We start from the raw sequence: 20410 nt of genomic DNA, 5'->3' as shown, positions 1-20410 counted from the left end.
GCCGGTCGGCGTCCAACTCCCATGACCCGCCGCAACGCCCGTCGAGCACATCGGCTGCGCGAGCTGTGCACGCGTGCGCGGTGGTCGGTCCGGGCCGGCTCGTCGGCCCCGGGGCTCACGCCGAAGCAGTGGGCGCTGCTGGTCTTCGCGGTGTTCACGTCAATCGTCGTGGCGATCGGCAGCGGCGGGTTCTGGGCGCACCCCGACGCCGATCCGCACGTGCTCTCGATGGCGCGGGAGGCGCTGTCGCGGCTGGACTCGTTGCCCGTGGTCGCGCAGCGTCCGGAACGGGACGACTACGACCGTGCGGCGTTCGGGGCTGCGTGGACCGATGAGGTGTCGGTCGCCGGCGGAGGAAACGGCTGCGACACCCGCAACGACATCCTCGCCCGAGACCTCCAGGACATCCGCGCCGGACCGATCCCGAGCTGTCCCCGGGCGGTGCTCGGCGGCGAGTTCCGGAGTCCGTACAGCGGTGAGTTCGTCGTGTTCAGCAGGGAACGCGCGGCGTCGGCGGTGCAGATCGACCACATCGTGCCGCTGGCCTACGCATGGGACATGGGGGCGTGGTCGTGGGGGATGGCGCGGCGCGTCGACTTCGCCAACGACCCCGCGAACCTCGTCGCGGTCGACGGGAGGTCGAACCAGGACAAGGGTGATTCCGAACCGGCGCGCTGGCTGCCGCGCGCACGTGGTTTCCGGTGCCAGTACGCGATCCAGTTCGTGATGGTCAGTCTCGCTTACGGGCTCTCGGTCGACGCGAGGTCGCGGGACGCGCTCGCAGAGGCATTGGCGTGTGGATGAGGATCGGCCGCCTCGCCCACGGACGCGTTGTGCAGCAGGTTGAGTCCGACCACGCCGACGAGGATCAGGAAGATGCAACCCATCCGCGCCCACCCGGCTGGTTCGTGGAGGAACAGCATGCCGTAGAGCGAGGTGCCGACCGCACCGATGCCGACCCACACCGCGTAGGTGGTGCCCAGCGGTATCGATCGGATCGCGTAGGCGACACCGGCCATGCTGGCGACGACCCCGACTGCGAAGATCGCGGTCGGCCACGGACGCGTGAAGGTCTCGGACTTCTCGAGCGCCGCCATGTAGACGATCTCGATCAGGCCCGCGGCCACCAGCACCAACCACGCCACGTCGCGCACACCTCTCACATCTCTCGAAGCCGACCTGCGTTCTCGTGACGAAACCCTAAGCCGGGACGGTCAGATGCGCAGGGCGAGAAGATACGGGGCCTCAGGGGACAGGTGGGAGGAGGTCGGTGCGCGCCGAGGTGTGGCGGCGCGCACCGCACGGTCATTGTGGATCGATCAGGCGCGCGACGATCCCGCTGGCGCCCACCCAGAACGACAGCGCCCCCACGCCGGCGAGAACGAGACTGCCGAGCAGCCGCCACGTGGCCGACCAGGTGAGTGTCTCGAAGGCGATGGCCGGCAGGAACGCCGCGGCGGCGAAGAGCATCGCGCAGCCGCCGACGAAGGCGAGAACCCGGGCGGCCGCGGATGTCGTGAAACGTCGGAACCAGGCGAGTGCGGCGCTCGAGGGCGCCGACTGCAGAACATGAGCCCCCTCGAGGGCATGCGTCAGCAACGTCATCGAATCTTCTCCCCGATAGACACGACAGCCATTCACCCCGTGTCGGAGTGCAGACGCAATTCACGATAGCAAATCTTCGCGCTCGTCACGCGCGGCGGATCGGGCTGACGGGGCACTCGGCAATATACCCCAGGGGGTATATTGAAGTATCTCGAACAGACGACGAAAGGACAGGCGGCGTGTGTCGACCCGTGACCTGCAAGACCTGTGGAAAGACGACGTGGTCGGGCTGCGGCCGTCACGTCGACGCCATCAAGAGCCAGGTCCCCGCGTCGAGGTGGTGTGACGGGCACCCGCGGGCCTCGGGTCGGCGGTCGAAGTGGTGGTCTCGGGCCTGAGCGGACCGGATATCTCCTTGGGGGCGGACTCGGCTCGGCGCTACTCTTGACACCGGCACTTTTCCCGCGGCGGGCACGCCGCGGCGACCACCCGCGAAGTCGAGGATGTTGATGAGCGCACCCACCGCAGAGCCTTCTGTCGCTGCCGGCGACACCGATGTCGAGAAGGCCGTCCTCGGCCTGGCCAAGGCCGCCAAGGCCGCGTCCCGCACGCTGGGCGGCCTGACCACCGCGGACAAGAACGAGGTGCTGCTCGCCGCAGCCGACGCTCTCGAGGCCGCCTCGGAGTCGATCCTCGCGGCCAACGCCGACGACATCGCGCGCGCCGAGGCGGCGGGCACCGAGGCCAGCCTCCTCGACCGGCTGCGACTGACCCCCGAGCGGGTCGTCGGAATCGCCAACGGTCTGCGCCAGGTCGCCAACCTGCCCGATCCGATCGGTGAGATCACCGCGGGCAAGACCCTCCCGAACGGGCTGCAGCTGCGGCAGGTGCGGGTCCCGCTCGGTGTCGTCGGCATCGTCTACGAGGCCCGCCCCAACGTCACCGTCGACGCGTTCGGCATCGCCTTCAAGTCCGGCAATGCGGTCCTTCTGCGCGGGTCGTCGTCGGCCGCGTCGTCGAATGCCGAGCTCGTCCGCATCCTCCGTGAGACGCTGACGGCCAAGGGCGTCAGCGCTGACGCGGTGTCGCTGCTGCCGAGTGAAGACCGTTCGAGCGTCACCGCTCTCATCCGCGCGCGAGGCCTCGTCGACGTGGTGATCCCGCGTGGCGGTGCCGGGCTGATCGAGGCGGTCGTGTCCAACGCGACCGTCCCCACCATCGAGACCGGCGTCGGCAACTGCCACGTGTACGTGCACGCCCTCGCCGACCTCGACGTCGCGGTGCGAGTGATCCTCAACTCCAAGACCCGTCGCCCGAGTGTCTGCAACACCGCGGAGACCGTCCTCATCGACAAGGCGATCGCCGCCGACGCGCTGCCGCGCATCACCCAGGTACTGCAGTCGCAGGGCGTGGTCATCCACGGCGACGAGCCCGGCATGGAGCCGGCCACCGAGGAGGACTGGGCCAACGAGTACCTGTCGATGGACATCGCGATGAAGGTCGTCGAGGACCTCGATGCCGCGGTCGCCCACATCGACACCTACGGCACCGGGCACACCGAGGCGATCATCACCACCGACCTGTCGGCCGCCGACGAGTTCACCCAGCGGGTCGACGCCGCCGCGGTCATGGTCAACGCCTCCACCGCGTTCACCGACGGCGAGCAGTTCGGCTTCGGCGCCGAGATCGGCATCTCCACCCAGAAGCTGCACGCCCGCGGCCCGATGGGCCTGCCCGAACTGACCTCCACCAAGTGGCTGGTCTGGGGCAACGGCCACGTTCGGCCGGCGTGATGAGCACCCCGCAGCCGGTGGCCGGCCCCGCCGTCGTCCCGTCCTTCGCCTCCGTCGACGAGGTCGTCGCGCGTCTGCGCGAGACCGGTTACCTCGCCGACGACGCCACCGCGACGTCGACCTTCCTCGCCGATCGGCTGGGCAAGCCGCTGCTCGTCGAAGGGCCGGCGGGCGTCGGCAAGACCGAGCTGGCCAAGGCGATCGCCGCGGCCACCGACGCCGAACTCGTCCGCCTGCAGTGCTACGAGGGCATCGACGAGGCGCGCGCACTCTACGAGTGGAACCACGCCAAGCAGATCCTGCACATCCAGGCGACGGGCACCCGCGCCTGGGACGAGGCCAAGGCGGACATCTTCTCCGAGGAGTTCCTGCTGCCCCGTCCGCTGCTGAAGGCGATCTCGCGCGAGGGATCGACCGTGCTGCTCATCGACGAGGTCGACAAGGCCGACGTCGACATGGAGGGCCTGCTGCTCGAGGTGCTCAGCGACTTCGCGATCACCATTCCCGAGATGGGGACCGTTGCGGCGCAGCGTCGCCCGATCGTGCTGCTCACCTCCAACGCGACCCGTGAGCTGTCCGAGGCGCTCAAGCGACGCTGCCTGTACCTCTACATCGACTTCCCCGACGCCGAGCGGGAGAAGGAGATCCTCGCGTCGCGGGTGCCGAATCTGTCGGCGTCGCTGAGCGCGGAACTTGTCCGGATCGTCGGGGTGCTGCGCACGCTGGACATCCGCAAGAAGCCGTCGGTGGCCGAGACCATCGACTGGGCCAACACGCTTCTCGCGCTCGGGGCGGGGGAGCAGGCGGACGCCAAGAAGAGCGGGCTCGACGACGGACTGATCGCCCGCACCCTCGGGGTCGTGCTCAAGCACCGTCCCGACCTGAAGACGGCCCTCAAAGAACTCAAGCTGGGCTGATGACGACGACACCGCTCGTCGACCATCTCACCGACTTCGTCGATGAGCTGCGCCGGCGCGGGATCGTCGTCGGACCCTCTGCGCTGATCGACGCCGCGTCGGCGATGGAGGTCCTCGATCTCCTCGAGCGGCCCCGCCTGCGTGAGGGTCTCGCCACCACGCTCCTCGTCGACCACTCGCACCGACCGGTGTTCGACCGCGTCTTCGACCTCTGGTTCCCGATCGGCGCCGGGATGCGCACCGTCACCGAGGATCTGCCCCGCGACGAGGACGGGAACCTCGACGTCGAGGCGGTCCGCGACGCGCTCGCGGAGATGCTCGCCGACGACACCGCCGCGAACGACGGACGACTCGACCAGGCGATCGCGATGATCGTCGACGAACTCGGCCGCTACGGGAGCACCAAGGGGGAGGCGTTCTCGGCGTATCAGGCCATCTCCGCGGTCAACCCGCAGACGCTCATCGCCAAGATCGCCGCGGCGATGGACAGTGGCGACGGGGACGGCGGCCGGCCGGGCACCGGGGAACTCTATCGGCAGGCGGCCCGTCAGAAGGCGGCCGACCTGCGGGCCGCCATCGAGCGGGAGACGCAGCGTCGCATGGCCGATCGCAACGGCCGCGAGAAGGTCGGGGCGTACGCGGTGCCGCCGCTGCCGGAGAACGTCAACTTCCTGTCTGCCGGCGCGAAGGAGCAGGTCGAGATCCGCAAGACCATCGAGCCGCTGGCCCGTCTGCTCGCGGCGAAGCTCGAGACGCGTCGGCGCCGGGCGCACCGGGGCGCGGTCGACGTCCGGAAGACGTTGCGCGCGTCGATGTCCACCGGTGGGGTCCCGATCGAGCTGAGCCATCGCAAACCGCGCCCGGGGCGGCCCGAGCTGATCATCATCTGCGACGTCAGCGGTTCGGTCGCCGGGTTCAGCCAGTTCACTCTCCGGCTGGTGTACGCCCTGCGGCAACAGTTCTCGAAGGTGCGGGTGTTCGCCTTCGTCGACACCGTCGACGAGGTCACCGACTACTTCGACCACGGCGAGGAGGACTTCGGCGCGGCGATGCACCACATGATCTCCACCGCGCGCATCTCGACCCGCGACGGCCACTCCGACTACGGCAACATGCTGGCCGGATTCGTCAGCGAGTACGGGGAGTCGCTGACCCACCGCGGTGCGCTGCTGATCCTCGGCGACGCCCGGAACAACTACCACGACGCGCACACCGATGCGCTCGCCGAACTCGTCGAACGCGCACGTCACGCGTACTGGCTGAACCCGGAGGCCAAAGAGCACTGGGGGACCGGCGACTCGGCCGCCCCCGACTACGCGGAGGTGATCGACATGTTCGAATGCCGCAACGCCACCCAGCTCGGCACCGTCATCGCCGACCTGCTGCCGGTCTGAGCCCGGCGGCACCGCGTAGACTGACCGTCCATGTCAACCGACCGCCGTCGTGCGCGCCGAATCGGCGTCATGGGTGGCACGTTCGACCCGATCCACAACGGCCACCTCGTGGCTGCGAGCGAGGTCGCCCATCGCTTCGAGCTGGACGAGGTGATCTTCGTGCCGACCGGACGCCCGTGGCAGAAGCTGGGCGAGCACGCGATGGTCAGCCCGCCCGAGGACCGGTACCTGATGACGGTCATCGCGACGGCGTCGAACCCGCAGTTCAGCGTGAGCCGCGTCGACATCGATCGCGAGGGCGACACCTACACCGTCGACACCCTGCGCGACCTGCACAAGCAGCTGCCCGACGCCCAGTTGTACTTCATCACCGGCGCCGATGCGCTGGAGTCGATCCTGTCGTGGCAGGACTGGGAGGAGCTGTTCGACCTCGCCCGGTTCGTCGGCGTCAGCCGGCCCGGTTACAAGCTCGACGCCACGCACCTGGCGAAGCACCTCGAGCAGTTGCCGGCCGACACGCTCACCCTGCTGGAGATCCCGGCGCTGTCGATCTCGTCGACGGAGTGCCGGACGCGGGCGGCCCAGGGACGGCCGGTCTGGTACCTGGTGCCCGACGGCGTCGTGCAGTACATCGCGAAGCGGAAGCTGTATCGTGCGCCTCGGGCGTCGTCCCCGGGGGTCTCCGCGCCGGGAGCGGAGCGAGCGGGCGGTGGGGGTGCCGCGCCGGGAGCGGAGCGAGCGGGCGGTGGGGGTGCCGCGCCGGGAGCGGAGCGAGCGGGCGGTGGGGGTGCCGCGCCGGGAGCGGAGCGAGCGGGCGGTGGGGGTGCCGCGCCGGGAGCGGAGCGAGCGGGCGGTGGGGGGGTGCCGACACCGTCCCGGAGACCGAGAGCATCGAGCGGGCGACGACCCGGAAGTGATATCGAGAGGACTTGAGTGACTGCGTCAGCTGAAGCGGTGGAGATGGCCAAGGTGGCTGCTCTTGCGGCCGCGGACAAGCTCGCCCACGACGTGACGGTGATCGACGTGTCGGAGCAGCTGGTGATCACCGACTGCTTCGTGATCGCGTCGGCGGACAACGAGCGGCAGGTCAACGCGATCGTCGACGAGGTGGAGGACAAGCTGCGCGAGGCCGGTCACAAGCCGTTGCGTCGCGAGGGCACCCGTGAGGGTCGCTGGGCGCTGCTCGACTACGCCGACATCGTGGTGCACATCCAGCACACCGACGAGCGTCGCTTCTATGCGTTGGAGAGTCTGTGGAAGGACTGCCCGACGATCGAGGTGGAAGGCATCTCGTGAGCGGTGGTCCCGACACCCATGACACCGCCGTCGAACGTCTCACCCCGGTGGTGCGTCGCCTGATCCTGTTGCGCCACGGACAGACCGAGTACAACGCGACGAGCCGTATGCAGGGTCAACTCGACACCGATCTCTCCGACCTCGGTGTGCGGCAGGCGCATTCGGCGGCGGTTGCGCTGGCGAAGCGCCGGCCGAAGGCCATCTGGTCGTCGGATCTCAAGCGCGCCCGCGACACCGCGGAGGCGCTGGCGCAGCGCACCGGACTCACAGTGCGAACCGATGTGCGGCTGCGGGAGACCCACCTCGGTGAGTGGCAGGGTATGACCCACCACGAGGTCGATGCGGCGATGCCGGGCGCACGAGTCGTCTGGCGCGATGATGCGACCTGGCCGCCGCCGGGCGGGGAGAGCCGGGTCGATGTCGCCAAGCGGTCGACCCCGCTGGTCGACGAGTTGATCGAGCTGTTCCCCGACTGGGGCGTCGGCGACAACCCCGAGGCGCCGGTGGTCCTGGTGGCCCACGGCGGCGTGATCGCGGCGATGACTGCTGCGCTCCTCGGGTTGCCGGTGGACAACTGGCCGGTGTTCGGCGGCCTGGCGAACACCAGTTGGGTGCAGCTGTCGGGTCACGGTGTGCCCGGCGCCGCCCCGCGCTGGCGCCTCGATGTGTGGAATGCGTCGGCCGAGGACGCCGACCCAGCCGTTCAGTGACGCACGTCGTACGGGCCGGCGGTTCCGGCGAACGCTGCGTGATGGTCCTGTCGGACTCGCTCGCCTATTACGGGCCGACGGGCGGGTTGCCGTCGGACGATCCGCGGATCTGGCCGTCGCTGGTCGGTTCCGATCTGGGGATGCCGGTGCGGCTCTTCGGCCGGATCGGATGGACCAGCCGGGACGTGTGGTGGGCGCTGACCCAGGACCCGAACATCTGGGCCACGGTCCCGCTCGCCGACGTCGTCGTTCTCGCGTTCGGCGGCATGGATTCCCTGCCGTCGCCGTTGCCGACCGCGTTGCGCGAGCAGATCCGCTATGTGCGGCCGAGCCGGCTGCGCCAGCTGGTGCGTGCGGCGTACTCGTGGGTGCAGCCGCGCGGGTCGAGGCTGGGGTGGCCGCTGGCGCTGCCGCCGAAGGTGACGGTGGAGTACCTGGAGAAGATCCGCGGCGCGCTGACCCAGCTGCGGCCGGACCTGTCGATCGTCGTGTGCCTGCCGCCGACGCACGACAGCCCCTACTACGGCCACGTGCACTCCGGGCGGATTCCCACGACGGCCGCGATCGCCCGATGGGCGGACGCGCACGACCTGCCGGTGGTCGACTTCTATCCGGTCACCCGGGACGCGTTCGGCGACCCGGACACCGAGATGAACCCCGACGGCATCCACTGGGGTTTCGAGTGTCACCGGCGGATCGCCGACGAAGTGGTGCCGGTCGTCGAGGCGCTCAGGACCGGCGGGGCCGGGACGCAGGAGGCCAGGGCCGAGTAGGTCCGGGCCCGCAGATGGTCGGCGGATGCTAGCGATCCCCGCAACACCCTGGATTTCAAGAAGTTGCGGGGATCGTGCATTCTGCGGAGTTGAAGGACGAGTTCTTCACGGTGTTGGACCGTGTGGACGGGAACGTGTGCGAGGCTGCTCGCATCGTCGGGATGAGCCGGGACACTGCGTACGGGTGGGTGCGTAAGGCGGGGATGCGTGGTCGCGGCAAGACCGGTACCGGCGGGCACCCGGGTCGCGCCCGATACGACCAACTCCGTGCGAAGGGAGTGAGCCGCCGCGAGGCGGCTGCCCAGATCGGTGTGAACGTCCGCACTGCCCGGGATTGGGATAGGGGAATCCGTAAAGTCGGGAACGCGCGCCTACATCCTGATGGCCGGCGGATCGACTACACCACAGGTGTGACCACCTACCGCGACGCCACTGGCGAACCATCCCTGGCCCAGTTGGAAGCGGTACTGCATCCACGGTTCCTGACCTTGGCCGATCGGGAACAGATTGCTGATCTGCGCCGTGAGGGTCACTCGCTTCGGGAGATCGGCCGGCGGTTAAGGCGGTCGGCCTCGACGATCAAACGCGAGATCGACGCCTATGCGGTCGAGGACGTCTACCGTGCTCACCGAGCGCACCGTGCATGGACCCATTCGCGGTCGCGTCCTAAAGAGTCCAAGCTCGCCCAGCCCGGCCCGCTGCGCGACTACGTCGCCGGCAAGTTGCAGGACCAGTGGTCCCCGGAGCAGGTGTGCCACGCTCTCATGACCGAGTTCCCCGACGATCAGGGCATGCGAGTGAGCACCGAAACCATCTACCAGGCGATCTACGTCCAGGCTCGAGGAGGGCTGCGCCGCGAGGTCGCGACGGCGTTGCGGACCGGGCGGACCCGACGCAAACCTCATCGCAAGGCCGAACAGCGCACCAAGCGGTTCATTGACGACATGGTGATGATCTCCGACCGTCCAGCCGAGGTCGAGGACCGGGCCGTGCCAGGACATTGGGAAGGCGATCTGATCGTCGGCACTCGCAGCGAGTCCGCGATCGTGACCCTGGTTGAACGTTCCACCCGCTACGTCATGCTCGGACACCTCCCGGGCGGGCACACCGCTGAGGAAGTCCGTGACGTGCTGGTACCGCTGATCGGATCACTACCCCAACACCTGCGCGGTTCGCTGACCTGGGACCAGGGATGCGAGATGGCAGCCCACAACCAGTTCACTGTTGCCACCGGAGTACCGGTCTATTTCTGCGACCCGCACTCACCCTGGCAACGCGGATCAAACGAGAACACCAACGGCTTACTGCGCCAATACTTTCCGAAGGGAACCGACTTGAGCGTCTACGGACCCCAGGACCTCGAACTCGTCGCCCAGAAACTCAACCGTCGCCCACGCAAAACGCTCGACTGGAAAGCTCCAGCCGAGCGTCTGCGTGATCTACTGATAGCCGTCTAACCATCAGGTGTTGCGAGGACCCCTTGAATCCGCCGTCCCGGAAGCGGGGTCGTTCGTGGAGAACCGATGTGATGCGGCTGCGTGGAACCGGTTAAGTTAGACGGGTGCCTGTCGTCGTCGTCACAGATTCGTCGTCTCGGCTGCCGGAGTCGGTGGCCGCGCACTACGGGATCCGTCAGGTGCCACTGCACGTGTCGTATGACGACAAGGACTATCGCGAGGGCATCGACCCCATCCCGGAGAACCTGTCCTCGACTCCCGGGGTGACGACGTCGGGCGCCAATCCTGCGGAGCTGACCGAGTACTTCGAATCCGCGCTCGAGGCCAGTGAGGGCGACGGTGTGGTCGCGGTTCATCTGTCCCGGAAACTGTCGGGTACGTGGAGCTCGGCGCGGCTGGCGGCGGAGAGGTTCTCCGGCCAGGTCCGCATCGTCGATTCCCGATCCGTCGGTCTCGCAGTCGGTTTCACCGCCATCGCGGCGGCACAGGCCGCAGCCGCCGGCGCTGACCGCGACCGTGTCTACGAGTCCGCGATCCGTCAGGCCGCCACCGTCGACTCCCTGCTCGCCGTGCAGCAGCTCGACAACCTGCGTCAGAGCGGCCGGATCAGTGCCGCGGGCAAGCTGTTCGGGTCGGCACTGTCGATCAAGCCGATCCTGCACATGGTCGACGGCACGCTGCAGTTGCGGGAGCGCCACCGCACCTACTCCAAGGCGCTGGACAAGATGGTCGACGCCGCGGTCGAGTGCGCCGGCGGGCGGGCGGTCACGGTCGGCATCCAGCATTGCGAGAGTCCGGTCGTCGCCGAGGAGCTCCTCGAGACCCTCCGCGGTCGATTGCGGATGGTCACCTCGGAGCTGGTCGTCGAGCTCGGGCCGATCCTCGGTCCTCATGTCGGCCCGGGAGCGGTGGGCGTCGTCATCGCCTCGCACCTCGATCCGATCGAGGGGATCGAGGCGCGCTGAGGCGTGGGGGACGGCCGTCGTGCTCCTGGCGGCGCTCGTCCGGAGGGCCGAGGACATGGCGCGACGGACATCCCCGGAATCCGAGGTGATGCTGATCATCGCCCGCTGCGATGACGATCCGGAGAAGGAGTTGCCGGCGGGATCGGCGCCAGACGAGCGGACTGCCGGCGAGATCGCCGATCGGATCGGTCCGACCGGGTCGAATGCCGGACCGAGAGATTCACCGTTCGGGACCTGCCGGGGGACGGCGTGACGTCGAGAACGTTGCGCCTCGCGGCGACCGGTTCGAGAGACTGCGGATTGTCCGATGCGTCCCAACGGAATTCACTGCTCCGGACGCGATCTTCGCCGAGCGTCTGAACCCGGTGGCGTCTGTCGTCGACCACGTGCCCGAGCGCGGCTCGCGGATCGGAGTGGACGTGGACGTGCCGGAGTTGCCGGTGCCGTGGGCCGATCCGGTGGCGCTCGACGGCACCCGTCTGCCCGACTGACTCCCGGCTGTTCACAACCCCGCACCGTCCCCAGATATCCCGGGGCCCGCTCCACCGGGCCGGTGCGGGGAGGTTAGCGGGCCTATCGTCGTGCGGCATGAGCGCAGCAGGGCGACCCAACCCACTGGACCGTCTCGGACCGGTCGATATGCCCGTGCGGCCGTGCGACGGAGAATCGGCCAGGGAGCCGGAATCGTCTGAAGGTGTCGGCAACGGCTCGGGCGCAGGGCCGGCCGACGAGGCCGATCACCCGGGCTGGGGGATCGGCGCGATGCCCACCTGGCTGGCACCCGAACCCGGCAGAGAAGACCGGTCGACGCACCACCGGTCGGAGGGTCCGCGGTCGGCGGAGCCGGCACGTGGTGGGTTCGGGCGCCGGCGTAGCCGATTCGACGACGTCCTCGACGCGGATGACGAAGAACGGGAAGGATTCTGGGACGATGAGGACCCGGTGCCCCGTCGGCGGTTCGCGATCGCGCCGCCCGGAGCCCTCGCACTCATCGCGGTCGGGGTGATCGCCTGTGCTGTGGCTGCTTTCGGACTCTTCCGGGGATCGGACCCCGCGCCTGTCGTGGATTTCGGTGCACCCGCGGGTGGTTCGGCCTCGGCGGCACCGGGTGCGACGACGGTTCCGGGTGCCACGACGGAACCGAGCGGCCCGTCCTCGCCGCAACCGGGTACGACGCCGGGCGAGATCGTGGTGAGCGTCGTCGGCCTGGTCAACGACGCCGGCCTCGTGCGGTTGCCGTCCGGCGCGCGGGTCGCCGACGCGATCGAGAAGGCCGGTGGCACGCGTAAGGACGCAGATCTTTTGTCACTCAACCTCGCTCAGGTCCTTCGCGACGGTGATCAGATCCTGGTCGGATATGCGGGCGGTCAAGGCCAGATGTCGTTGAAGAGCGCGGTCGTCGGTGCGTCGGGGAGCAGTGGTGGGTCCACGGAGCCGGCAGGGGCTCCGGACGGCCCCGCGGCGGAGGCGGGTTCGCGGGACGGCGGCGGGAAGGTCAATCTGAACACCGCCACCGAGGCAGAGCTCGACACGCTGCCCGGCATCGGCCCGGTGACCGCGAAGGCGATCATCGACTGGCGGCAGCGCAACGGACGCTTCACCTCTGTCGATCAACTCGCCGAGGTCGACGGCATCGGCGCAGCACGGCTGGCCAAACTGCGCGACCGCGTGACGGTCTGAGCGATGGACTTCCGGCTTCTCGTGCCGGCGGTGGTGGTGTGGGCGTCGACGATATGTGGACTGGTGGCCCCGCTCGGCGTCACCATCGGTCTCGCGGCCGCCTCCGGCACGGTCGCCGTCGTGCTCGGAATCGCCTGTGCGCGTGGTCGAATGCCCTGGGACATCGTCGGTCTCGGGATCATCGCGACAGGTCTCGCGTGCGCGTGCGCGGCGTCGATGGCGATTCGGCAGGACGCGCGGGTCGACCACCCGCTCGCACACCTCTCGGGAAAACAGACCGTCGTGATGACCTTGCGCGGTGACCCGACGCCCACAGGCCCTGCGCGACAGGGACGCATCAGGGTGCGGGTGGACGTCGAGCAGATCGGTCGGTATCCGGTGTCGTCGGCCTCGGCGGAGCTGCGTGGTTCGGCACAGGCGTGGTCGGGGTTGCTCCCCGGACAGCGGGTGACCGCCGTCGTGCGGGTGCGTCCGCCGCCGGATCGCTCGTTGCTCGTCGCGTCACTGACCGCGCAGGCACCGAAGCCGGTCGGCGGGCCTCCCGCGTACCAGCACGCGGCCGGCGCGATTCGGCAGCGCCTGCACCTCGTGGCGGCCCGTGCGTTGGGGCCGGAAGCCGCGGGTCTGCTTCCCGGGCTCGTCCTCGGTGACGAGTCCGGCCTCGACGAGGACCTGCGTGACGATTTCCGCGCGGCGGGGCTCAGTCATCTGACGGCGGTGTCGGGAGCCAACTTCGCGATCGTCTGCGGGGCCGCACTACTGCTCGTCCGGAGCATCGGGGTGGGGCCGCGATCGTCGGCGGTGATCGGCTTGGTGGTGATCGCCGGTTTCACGATGCTGGTGCGACCGACCCCCAGCGTCGTTCGTGCCGCCCTCATGGGCGGGGTCGGGGTCATGGCGTTGTTCGCCTCCCGGCGGGCGCAGTCGTTTCCGGCTCTCGGTGCCGCGGTCATCGGCGGGCTGCTGTGGTGGCCGGAACTGGCCCTGCAGCCCGGCTTCGCGCTGTCGGTGGCGGCGACGTGCGGGATCGTGCTGTGGGCGCCCCGCATCCGGGACCGATTGAGACGCTGGCGATGTCCGGCGGGTCTCGCCGAGGCGGTCGCGATGGCGGTGACCGCCCAGATCGTCACCGCGCCGATCCTGGTGCTGGTGACGGGGCGGATCTCGGTCGTGGGCGTCGTCGCGAACCTGCTCGTCGCCCCGGTGGTCGCGGTCATCAGCGTCCTCGGGACGGTGGCCGCGCTCATCGGCGCGATCGGTCCGCCCGACGGAGTGTGTGCGGGTATCGCCGAGTTGCTCGTCCGAGCCCTCGGCCCGGAACTGTCGTGGATGGTCTGGTGCGCTCGGACCCTCGGTGGAGTCGGGTGGGCGAGTGTGGACGTGCCGTGGCCGGGCTGATTCGGACGCCTGGACCGGGAGGCGCCCCGGAAGACCACCCACGAAGGCTGAGCGGATGACGATATGTCGCCGGCGGCGTGCTGGAGGGTGCATCCCGGCGAGGAAGCGACGGGGACTCTCCCCTCGGTCTCATGTGCGTCGCTGTCCGCCCCATCTGGCACGATGAGCACGTGACCGATCGCCTGCACCTGCTTCTCGGAGACGACGACTTCCTGACCGGCCGGGTGATCTCGAAGGTCGTCGAGGAGACGTCCAGGGAAGCCGGGACCCAGGTCCCGGTGACCCGCGTGCGCGCCGGTGACGTCAGCGAGGGCGAGCTCGCCGAGCTGCTGAGCCCGTCGCTGTTCGCGGAGGAACGCATCGTCGTGGTCGAGGCCGCTGCCGAGGCGGGCAAGGAGCCGGCGGCGCTCATCACCGCTACCGCGAAGTCACTGCCCGACGGGATCACCCTGATGGTGATCCACACCGGCGGCGGTCGCGCGAAGTCGATGGTGGCTGCGCTGAAGAAGGCCGGTGCCGTCGAACACGAGACCGCGACACCGAAGTGGCCGTCGGACCGGATGACCTTCGTCCGCAACGAATTCCGGTCTCTCGGGGTCAAGGCGAGCGCAGACGTCGTCGAACAGGTCGTGGAGTCGGTGGGTTCTGAACTCCGGGAGCTCGCCGCCGCGTGTGCTCAGCTCGTCGCCGACACCGGCGGCAAGGTCACCGTCGAGACGGTGCAGCTCTACTACCAGGGCCGGCCGGAGGTGACCGGCTTCGAGATCGCCGACAAGGCCGTCAACGGGGACCGCGCCGGCGCGTTGGAGGCCCTCGAGTGGGCCATGCACCACGGCGTGCCGCGCGTGCTGCTGGCCGACGCGCTCGCCGAGGCGGTCCACTCGATCGCGCGTGTCCGGCCGATGGGCGGCATCGATCCGTACAGTGCGGCGTCGGAGCTGGGCATGCCCCCGAACCGCGTCAAGAGCGTCCAGGCCAAGGCCAAGGCGTGGGACTCCGAATCGATCGCGCGCGCCATCGGTGTGGTCGCCAAGCTCAACGGCGACGTAAAGGGGCAGGCGGCCGACGCCGACTACGCGCTCGCGCACGCGGTCGCCGCGGTGGCCGAACTGCGGCCGGACGGGCGACGGAGACTGTAGGGGAGCGGCGGGACCGGAGCACGGGCGCCGCGCTGCGTCGTCGCCTGCTCGGCCGGTGGCCGGGTCGGTGAACCCCGGCTCGTCGTCGCAATCACGCCGACCCCACCGACGACGATCACCCCGGCAACCGCGTGGATGCTGCCGGGGTGAACGCGAGTATGAACATGTGACGGCGCGGCGTGCCGTGGTCGGCCCGAGGGCCGAGGGGTGTCAGCCGAGCTTGTTGACCGCGAGCGCGATGGCCGACTTCTTGTTGGCGGCCTGGTTGGCGTGGATGACGCCCTTGCTGGCGGCCTTGTCCAGCTTGCGGCTGGCGAAGCGGCCGAGCTCGATGGCCTTGTCCTTGTCACCGGCGTCGACGGCCTCACGGAAGTGGCGGATCGAGGTACGCAGCTCCGACTTCACCGACTGGTTGCGCTGCCGGTTCTTCTCGTTGGTGCGGTTGCGCTTGATCTGGGACTTGATGTTCGCCACGCGTGTTACCTCTGTCGTTGCTGGTGGATATGTCTGTCTGTTCGGTTCGGGCGGCGCGCCGGCAGACCCGGGCTCACCCGCGCGGCGATCGGCTCGTGAAGCAACTTCACGGCGTCACCGCAACAGCGGACAACATTACCAGCCGGGTTCATCGAGCCCAAAATCCGGCGGGGCGCCCGAGGACGCCGATAAGAATCATCGTGCGCAAAAGTCTAGGCTCGAGACATCATGTCCGTTGTCTATGTACACATCGGTCTGCCCAAGACCGGTACCACGCACCTGCAGGATCGGCTCTGGCGCAACCGCGACCTGGCGTTACAAACGTCGGGTCTGCTGTACCCGGGCAACGTCATCTCCGATCACTTCCACGCCGCGGTCCATCTGCAGCCCGAGCGCTATCTGGACTGGGCCGATCCGGCGTTCGCCGGCGTCTGGCCGACGCTCGTCAAACAGATGAGGGCCTGGCCCCAGACCTCGCTGATCTCGCACGAGCTGTTCTCCACCGCCACGTCCGAGCACATCGAGAAACTCCTCGACGATCTGTCCTTCGCCGACGAGGTGCACGTGATCGCCACGGTGCGCGATCTCGCCCGCCAGCTGCCGTCGGTGTGGCAGGAGAACGTCAAGAACCAGCGTCGCGCGTCGTTTGACGAGTTCGTCGACTCGGTGGCGTTCGCCGCGGAATCCAACGCCGTCGGCGGCGCCGACCCCGATCGGGTGGGTGAACCCGTCGTCGAGGACGAGCCGTTCTGGGAGTTCCAGGACCACGTCGGCATCCTGTCGCGCTGGGCGCGGTTCGTCGGGCCAGAGCGGGTGCACGTCGTGACCGTGCCGCGCACCCGGACGAAGGGCGACGGTCTGTGGGAGCGGTTCCTCGCCGCGATGAACGTCGACCCCGCGCCCCTCACCATCCCGGTGCCCAGCCTGAACAGCTCGCTGTCGGCGGCGCAGGCGGAATTCCTGCGTCACCTCAACCAGCGGCTGCAGCCCGACACCATCGAGTGGCGGCGCTACGAGCGCATCATCAAGGGGCAGGTGATCGGCGAGATCCTCTTCGAGGCCGAATCCGGCCCGCCGCAGGGGCTGAGCGTCAAGCACCGGCAGTGGGCCGCCGGCCTGGCCACGGAGATGGTGGAGGCCATCCGCGACGCGGGCTACGACGTGACCGGCGATCTCGCCGACCTCCGCGTGTCCGCAGACGGGGCCGACGACGACGTGCCGATGCCGACCGACGGCCAGGTCCTCGACGTCGCGCTCGACACCATGGCCGAGATGATCCTCGCCGCTCCGTTGCCGAAGGTCGGGCCGCCGCTGAAGACGCGGGCCGCCAACGTCGTGCGCCGGGTGCGCCGCCGGGCGCTCGCGGTGCGGCGTTCGGCCTGAACGCAACGGTGGGGCAGTGGTGTGTACGACATGTCTGCCGACAATCGTGCCGATTCCGCCGACATGGGGCACCATGACAATTCATGACCCCCGCATCGACAAGCGCGCCCGCCAAGAAGGCGGCGCGTAAGGCCGCATCCGCGAAGACCAGCTCGTCGAGCACATCAGGGAAGTCGACGTCGACGCGCTCGGGTACGGCCAAGGGTGCGGGATCGGGCAGGTCGGCGAAGTCGGGCGCCGACAGTTTCACCGGCAACTTCGCGGGGTACTCAAAAGGCCCTTACGGCAAGGCATATGACGAGATGTTCGACGCGTCGGGCGAGGTCCGCCCGCCGTACCGGGGCATCTACAAGGCCTTCGCCGACGAGGAGCAGTCCGACGTCGTGGAGGCGCGCGTCGAGGCGCTCGGGCGGGCCTACCTCGACCAGGGCGTCACGTTCTCGTTGTCGGGCCAGGAACGTCCGTTCCCGTTGGACATTGTGCCGCGCGTGATTTCGGCCGCCGAGTGGAACAAGCTCGAGGCCGGCATCACCCAGCGCGTGCAGGCGCTCGAGTTGTTCCTCGACGACATCTACGGCGAGCAGGAGATCCTGCGCGACGGGGTGCTGCCCAAACGTCTCGTCCACTCGTGCGAGCACTTCCATCGGCAGGCCGCAAACATCAGGCCGCCCAACGGTGTTCGCATCCACGTCGCCGGCATCGACCTGATCCGCGACGAGAACGGCGACTTCCGGGTGCTCGAGGACAACCTGCGTTCGCCGTCGGGTGTTTCCTACGTCCTCGAGAACCGTCGCGCGATGTCGCGCGTGTTCCCGGACCTGTTCGCCAAGCACCGGGTGCGCGCGGTCGCCGACTACCCGAGTCACCTGCTGCGTGCGCTCCGTGCGTCGGCGGCCTTCAACGAGGCCGACCCGACCGTCGTCGTGCTGACCCCGGGTGTCGCGAACTCGGCGTACTTCGAGCACTCGCTGCTCGCACGCCTGATGGGCGTCGAGCTCGTCGAGGGGCGAGACCTCTTCTGCCGCGACAACGTGGTCTACATGCGGACCACCGAGGGCGAGCAGCGCGTCGACGTCATCTACCGGCGCATCGACGACGACTTCCTCGATCCGCTGCAGTTCCGGCCGGATTCGATGTTCGGCGTCGCCGGCCTGCTGAACGCGGCCCGCGCCGGCAACGTGGTCATCTCCAGCGCCGTCGGCAACGGCGTGGGCGACGACAAGCTCATCTACACCTACGTGCCCGAGATCATCGAGTACTACCTCGGCGAGAAACCGAGCCTGCAGAACGTCGACACCCTGCGCTGCTGGTTGCCCGACGAATGCGAGGAGGTCCTCGACCGCATCGACGAGCTCGTCGTCAAACCCGTCGAGGGATCGGGCGGATACGGGATCGTGTTCGGGCCCGAGTCCACGAAGGCCGAACTCGACGCGCTGGCGCGCAAGGTGCGCAACGACCCGCGCGGATGGATCGCCCAGCCGGTCGTGCAGCTGTCGACGGTGCCCACCAAGGTCGACGACGTGATCCGGCCGCGGCACGTCGACCTGCGACCGTTCGCGGTCAACGACGGCGAGAAGGTGTGGGTTCTGCCCGGCGGCCTCACCCGCGTCGCGTTGCCCGAGGGATCGCTCGTCGTGAACTCCAGCCAGGGCGGCGGCTCCAAAGACACCTGGGTGCTCGCCGGCCGCAGCTCCGCGGCCGAGCGCGAGCTGTCCGGCACCAAGGTGGTCACCTCCAGCGGGGTCGCGGCGGCCCGCCCCGCGGACAGCGCGCCCGATCCGGTTCACACCCAGACCCAGCAGCAACAGCAACAGCAACAGGGCGCCGACGAACACGTACAGGGTGGTGATGCCCGATGATGCTGGCGCGCAACGCCGAATCGCTCTACTGGATCGGCCGCTACGTCGAGCGGGCCGACGACATGGCCCGCATCCTCGACGTCGCGATCCACCAGCTGCTCGAGGACACCACCGTCGACGTCGACCAGCAGGCCCGCCTCGTGATCCAGGTGCTGGGCCTCGTCGCGCCCGACACCGACTCCGAGCTCGACGTCTGGTCGCTCACCGAACGCGTCGCCTATGACGCCGACACCCGGGGGTCGATCGTCGACCTGATCCGCGCGGCGCGTGAAAATGCGCGTGGCGCAAGGGAAGTCACGTCCAGTGAGTTGTGGGAGTGTCTGAACACCACCTACAACGGCCTCGACGCGGCCGAACGCCGGGCGCGCCGCCTGGGCCCGCACGAGTTCCTCTCGTACATCAAGAACCGCGCCGCGATGTTCGCCGGACTCGCCGACGCCACGCTCAGCCACGACGACGGCTACCGGTACCTGCTGCTCGGGCGCTCGGTGGAGCGCGTGGACATGACGATCCGCATGCTGCTGTCGCGCGCGGGCGATCGCACGTCGTCCCCGGCGTGGGTCAACGTGCTGGTCTCCGCGGGCGGGCACGACACCTTCTTGCGCACCTACCGCGGCGTGCTCGACGCGGAGAACATCGTCGAGTTCATGCTCCTCGACCGGCTGTTCCCGCGGTCGATCTTCCACGCGCTCAGCGTCGCCGAACACAATCTCGGCCAGCTCGAGAAGGGGGCGAGCCGCGTCGGTGCCCGTGCGGAGGCGCAACGCCTGCTCGGTCGGGCCCGGAGCTCGCTGGAGTTCCTCGAACCCGGGGAGCTGCTCGACGGCCTGCAGGACCGCCTCGTCGACCTGCAGGACACCTGCCGCGCGGTCAACGAGGCGGTCACCAACCAGTACTTCCATGTGTCGCCGTACGTCGCGTGGGCCGACGCGCGGGTCAGCGATGGCCATGTGATCGAGGAGAGTGAACTGTGAGCTGGCGTCTACGCGTCGTCCATTCCACGGGGTTCGCGTACGACGGCCCGGTGACGTCGTCGTACAACGAGGCCCGACTCACACCGCGCAGTGACGCCCGCCAGAACGTCATCGTCAACCGTGTGGAGACGGTGCCCGCCACGCGTGCCTACCGCTACACCGACTACTGGGGCACCGCGGTCACCGCCTTCGACCTCCACGCGCCGCACGACGAGCTCGAGGTGACGGGCATGTCGGTGGTGGAGACCGAGCCCGGGCCGCGCGTGCCCGAGGACGAGCTGGCCACGTGGGACGACCTCAACAGCGAAGAGGTCAAGGACCGCTACGACGAGATGCTGTCGTACACCGAGTACGTCCCGAGGAACCGGCAGCTCATCGCGGCGGCCAAGCGGGTGGCCAAGGGGCTGACCCCGGAGGAGACGGTCGAGGCGGTCGCCCGGTACGTCCACGAGGAGATGGAGTACGTGCCGGGTACGACCGGCGTGCACACCACCGCCGTCGACGCCTGGAACGAGCGCAAGGGCGTCTGCCAGGACTACGCGCATCTGACGCTGGTGATGCTCCGCGGGCTGGGGATCCCGGCGCGATACGTCTCCGGGTACCTGCACCCGAGGCCCGACGCCAAGATCGACAAGACCGTCCAGGGCCAGAGT

20 protein-coding genes and 2 pseudogenes are annotated in these 20410 nt (G+C 69.0%); 19 read left to right on the top strand and 3 right to left on the bottom strand.

The features are described 5' to 3' along the window. The first annotated feature begins 21 nt into the window (after window positions 1-21). Window positions 22-804 (top strand): HNH endonuclease family protein, encoded by a 783-nt coding sequence (locus E1P53_RS00895; protein WP_131733202.1) that lies wholly within the window; start codon window positions 22-24, stop codon window positions 802-804. 8 nt (window positions 805-812) lie between these two features. Here E1P53_RS00895 and E1P53_RS00890 read toward each other — a convergent pair. Together E1P53_RS00890 and E1P53_RS00885 are read right to left on the bottom strand one after the other, a co-directional pair. Next, a pseudogene (locus E1P53_RS00890) lies at window positions 813-1145 on the bottom strand (DMT family transporter); the annotation flags it as partial. Window positions 1146-1305: 160 nt separating this feature from the next. Then, on the bottom strand, window positions 1306-1605 hold the full coding sequence (locus E1P53_RS00885) for a hypothetical protein (protein WP_006899828.1): 300 nt from the start codon (window positions 1603-1605) through the stop codon (window positions 1306-1308). On the opposite strand from E1P53_RS00885, the gene E1P53_RS21185 reads away from it, so the two are divergent. The 14 genes and pseudogenes from E1P53_RS21185 (at window position 1539) to holA (ending at window position 15067) form a co-directional block, all read left to right on the top strand. Beyond that, entirely contained in the window at window positions 1539-1943 is a 405-nt protein-coding gene (locus E1P53_RS21185) for a DUF8730 family Cys-rich protein (RefSeq protein ID WP_512745583.1), read from the top strand. The genes E1P53_RS00885 and E1P53_RS21185 overlap by 67 nt on opposite strands. Window positions 1944-2054: 111 nt before the next feature. Further along, the gene (locus tag E1P53_RS00880; protein WP_131733200.1) at window positions 2055-3338 is read left to right on the top strand and encodes a glutamate-5-semialdehyde dehydrogenase; all 1284 of its coding nucleotides are present in this window, start codon (window positions 2055-2057) and stop codon (window positions 3336-3338) included. After that, on the top strand, window positions 3338-4255 hold the full coding sequence (locus tag E1P53_RS00875; RefSeq protein WP_006899826.1) for an AAA family ATPase: 918 nt from the start codon (window positions 3338-3340) through the stop codon (window positions 4253-4255). Before E1P53_RS00880 ends, E1P53_RS00875 begins: the two co-directional genes overlap by 1 nt. Beyond that, a complete protein-coding gene (locus E1P53_RS00870; RefSeq protein ID WP_006899825.1) occupies window positions 4255-5649 on the top strand; it encodes a vWA domain-containing protein in 1395 nt (464 codons plus the stop codon). The genes E1P53_RS00875 and E1P53_RS00870 overlap by 1 nt, the downstream gene beginning before the upstream one ends. 30 nt (window positions 5650-5679) lie before the next feature. After that, window positions 5680-6414: pseudogene (gene nadD, locus E1P53_RS00865) on the top strand (nicotinate-nucleotide adenylyltransferase); the annotation flags it as partial. Between the two features lie 168 nt (window positions 6415-6582). After that, window positions 6583-6945 (top strand): ribosome silencing factor, encoded by a 363-nt coding sequence (gene rsfS, locus E1P53_RS00860; RefSeq protein WP_006899823.1) that lies wholly within the window; start codon window positions 6583-6585, stop codon window positions 6943-6945. Further along, on the top strand, window positions 6942-7655 hold the full coding sequence (locus E1P53_RS00855; RefSeq protein WP_006899822.1) for a histidine phosphatase family protein: 714 nt from the start codon (window positions 6942-6944) through the stop codon (window positions 7653-7655). The genes rsfS and E1P53_RS00855 overlap by 4 nt, the downstream gene beginning before the upstream one ends. A 41-nt stretch (window positions 7656-7696) precedes the next feature. Then, window positions 7697-8428, top strand: a complete 732-nt coding sequence (gene octT, locus E1P53_RS00850) for a diglucosylglycerate octanoyltransferase (RefSeq protein WP_083900210.1) — start codon at window positions 7697-7699, stop codon at window positions 8426-8428. Window positions 8429-8706: 278 nt separating this feature from the next. Next, window positions 8707-9885 (top strand): IS30 family transposase, encoded by a 1179-nt coding sequence (locus tag E1P53_RS00845; RefSeq protein ID WP_131733316.1) that lies wholly within the window; start codon window positions 8707-8709, stop codon window positions 9883-9885. A 104-nt stretch (window positions 9886-9989) separates the two neighbouring features. Next, the gene (locus tag E1P53_RS00840; protein ID WP_006899820.1) at window positions 9990-10850 is read left to right on the top strand and encodes a DegV family protein; all 861 of its coding nucleotides are present in this window, start codon (window positions 9990-9992) and stop codon (window positions 10848-10850) included. Window positions 10851-11215: 365 nt separating this feature from the next. Continuing rightward, a complete protein-coding gene (locus tag E1P53_RS20915) occupies window positions 11216-11341 on the top strand; it encodes a hypothetical protein (RefSeq protein ID WP_255218595.1) in 126 nt (41 codons plus the stop codon). Window positions 11342-11489: 148 nt separating this feature from the next. Then, a complete protein-coding gene (locus E1P53_RS00835; protein WP_131733315.1) occupies window positions 11490-12530 on the top strand; it encodes a ComEA family DNA-binding protein in 1041 nt (346 codons plus the stop codon). A 3-nt stretch (window positions 12531-12533) separates the two neighbouring features. Continuing rightward, complete coding sequence (locus E1P53_RS00830; protein ID WP_131733198.1) at window positions 12534-13928, top strand: ComEC/Rec2 family competence protein; 1395 nt, start codon at window positions 12534-12536, stop codon at window positions 13926-13928. 170 nt (window positions 13929-14098) lie between these two features. Further along, window positions 14099-15067, top strand: a complete 969-nt coding sequence (gene holA, locus E1P53_RS00825) for a DNA polymerase III subunit delta (protein ID WP_006899816.1) — start codon at window positions 14099-14101, stop codon at window positions 15065-15067. A gap of 210 nt (window positions 15068-15277) precedes the next feature. On the opposite strand, the gene rpsT is transcribed toward holA, so the two are convergent. Next, window positions 15278-15541: a 30S ribosomal protein S20 gene (rpsT, locus tag E1P53_RS00820; RefSeq protein ID WP_006899815.1), complete on the bottom strand. Its 264-nt coding sequence runs from the start codon at window positions 15539-15541 to the stop codon at window positions 15278-15280. A 228-nt stretch (window positions 15542-15769) separates the two neighbouring features. Here rpsT and E1P53_RS00815 point away from each other — a divergent pair, with 228 nt between their 5' ends. From E1P53_RS00815 to E1P53_RS00800, 4 genes are all read left to right on the top strand, one after another. Beyond that, window positions 15770-16924 (top strand): sulfotransferase family protein, encoded by a 1155-nt coding sequence (locus tag E1P53_RS00815; RefSeq protein WP_131733197.1) that lies wholly within the window; start codon window positions 15770-15772, stop codon window positions 16922-16924. Between the two features lie 83 nt (window positions 16925-17007). Continuing rightward, window positions 17008-18783 (top strand): circularly permuted type 2 ATP-grasp protein, encoded by a 1776-nt coding sequence (locus E1P53_RS00810; RefSeq protein WP_131733196.1) that lies wholly within the window; start codon window positions 17008-17010, stop codon window positions 18781-18783. Then, complete coding sequence (locus E1P53_RS00805; RefSeq protein WP_131733195.1) at window positions 18780-19757, top strand: alpha-E domain-containing protein; 978 nt, start codon at window positions 18780-18782, stop codon at window positions 19755-19757. Before E1P53_RS00810 ends, E1P53_RS00805 begins: the two co-directional genes overlap by 4 nt. Continuing rightward, on the top strand, window positions 19754-20410 hold a 657-nt coding region (locus E1P53_RS00800; RefSeq protein ID WP_131733194.1), incomplete at its 3' end, for a transglutaminase family protein. The genes E1P53_RS00805 and E1P53_RS00800, both read left to right, overlap by 4 nt.

This window comes from Gordonia paraffinivorans (assembly GCF_900683595.1).
In the GTDB taxonomy this organism is placed as follows: Bacteria; Actinomycetota; Actinomycetes; order Mycobacteriales; family Mycobacteriaceae; genus Gordonia; species Gordonia paraffinivorans.
Note: the sequence above shows the minus strand (reverse complement) of the source record. Positions and strands in the feature narration are given on the sequence as shown.

Excerpts from the sequence above, each read along its gene's own strand:
- E1P53_RS00895 (WP_131733202.1), top strand. The coding sequence starts at position 22 with ATGACCCGCCGCAACGCCCGTCGAGCACATCGGCTGCGCGAGCTGTGC.
- E1P53_RS00885 (WP_006899828.1), bottom strand. The coding sequence starts at position 1,605 with ATGACGTTGCTGACGCATGCCCTCGAGGGGGCTCATGTTCTGCAGTCG.
- E1P53_RS00880 (WP_131733200.1), top strand. The coding sequence starts at position 2,055 with ATGAGCGCACCCACCGCAGAGCCTTCTGTCGCTGCCGGCGACACCGAT.
- E1P53_RS00875 (WP_006899826.1), top strand. The coding sequence starts at position 3,338 with ATGAGCACCCCGCAGCCGGTGGCCGGCCCCGCCGTCGTCCCGTCCTTC.
- E1P53_RS00870 (WP_006899825.1), top strand. The coding sequence starts at position 4,255 with ATGACGACGACACCGCTCGTCGACCATCTCACCGACTTCGTCGATGAG.
- octT (WP_083900210.1), top strand. The coding sequence starts at position 7,697 with ATGGTCCTGTCGGACTCGCTCGCCTATTACGGGCCGACGGGCGGGTTG.
- E1P53_RS00835 (WP_131733315.1), top strand. The coding sequence starts at position 11,490 with ATGCCCGTGCGGCCGTGCGACGGAGAATCGGCCAGGGAGCCGGAATCG.
- E1P53_RS00830 (WP_131733198.1), top strand. The coding sequence starts at position 12,534 with ATGGACTTCCGGCTTCTCGTGCCGGCGGTGGTGGTGTGGGCGTCGACG.
- E1P53_RS00815 (WP_131733197.1), top strand. The coding sequence starts at position 15,770 with ATGTCCGTTGTCTATGTACACATCGGTCTGCCCAAGACCGGTACCACG.
- E1P53_RS00810 (WP_131733196.1), top strand. The coding sequence starts at position 17,008 with ATGACCCCCGCATCGACAAGCGCGCCCGCCAAGAAGGCGGCGCGTAAG.
- E1P53_RS00805 (WP_131733195.1), top strand. The coding sequence starts at position 18,780 with ATGATGCTGGCGCGCAACGCCGAATCGCTCTACTGGATCGGCCGCTAC.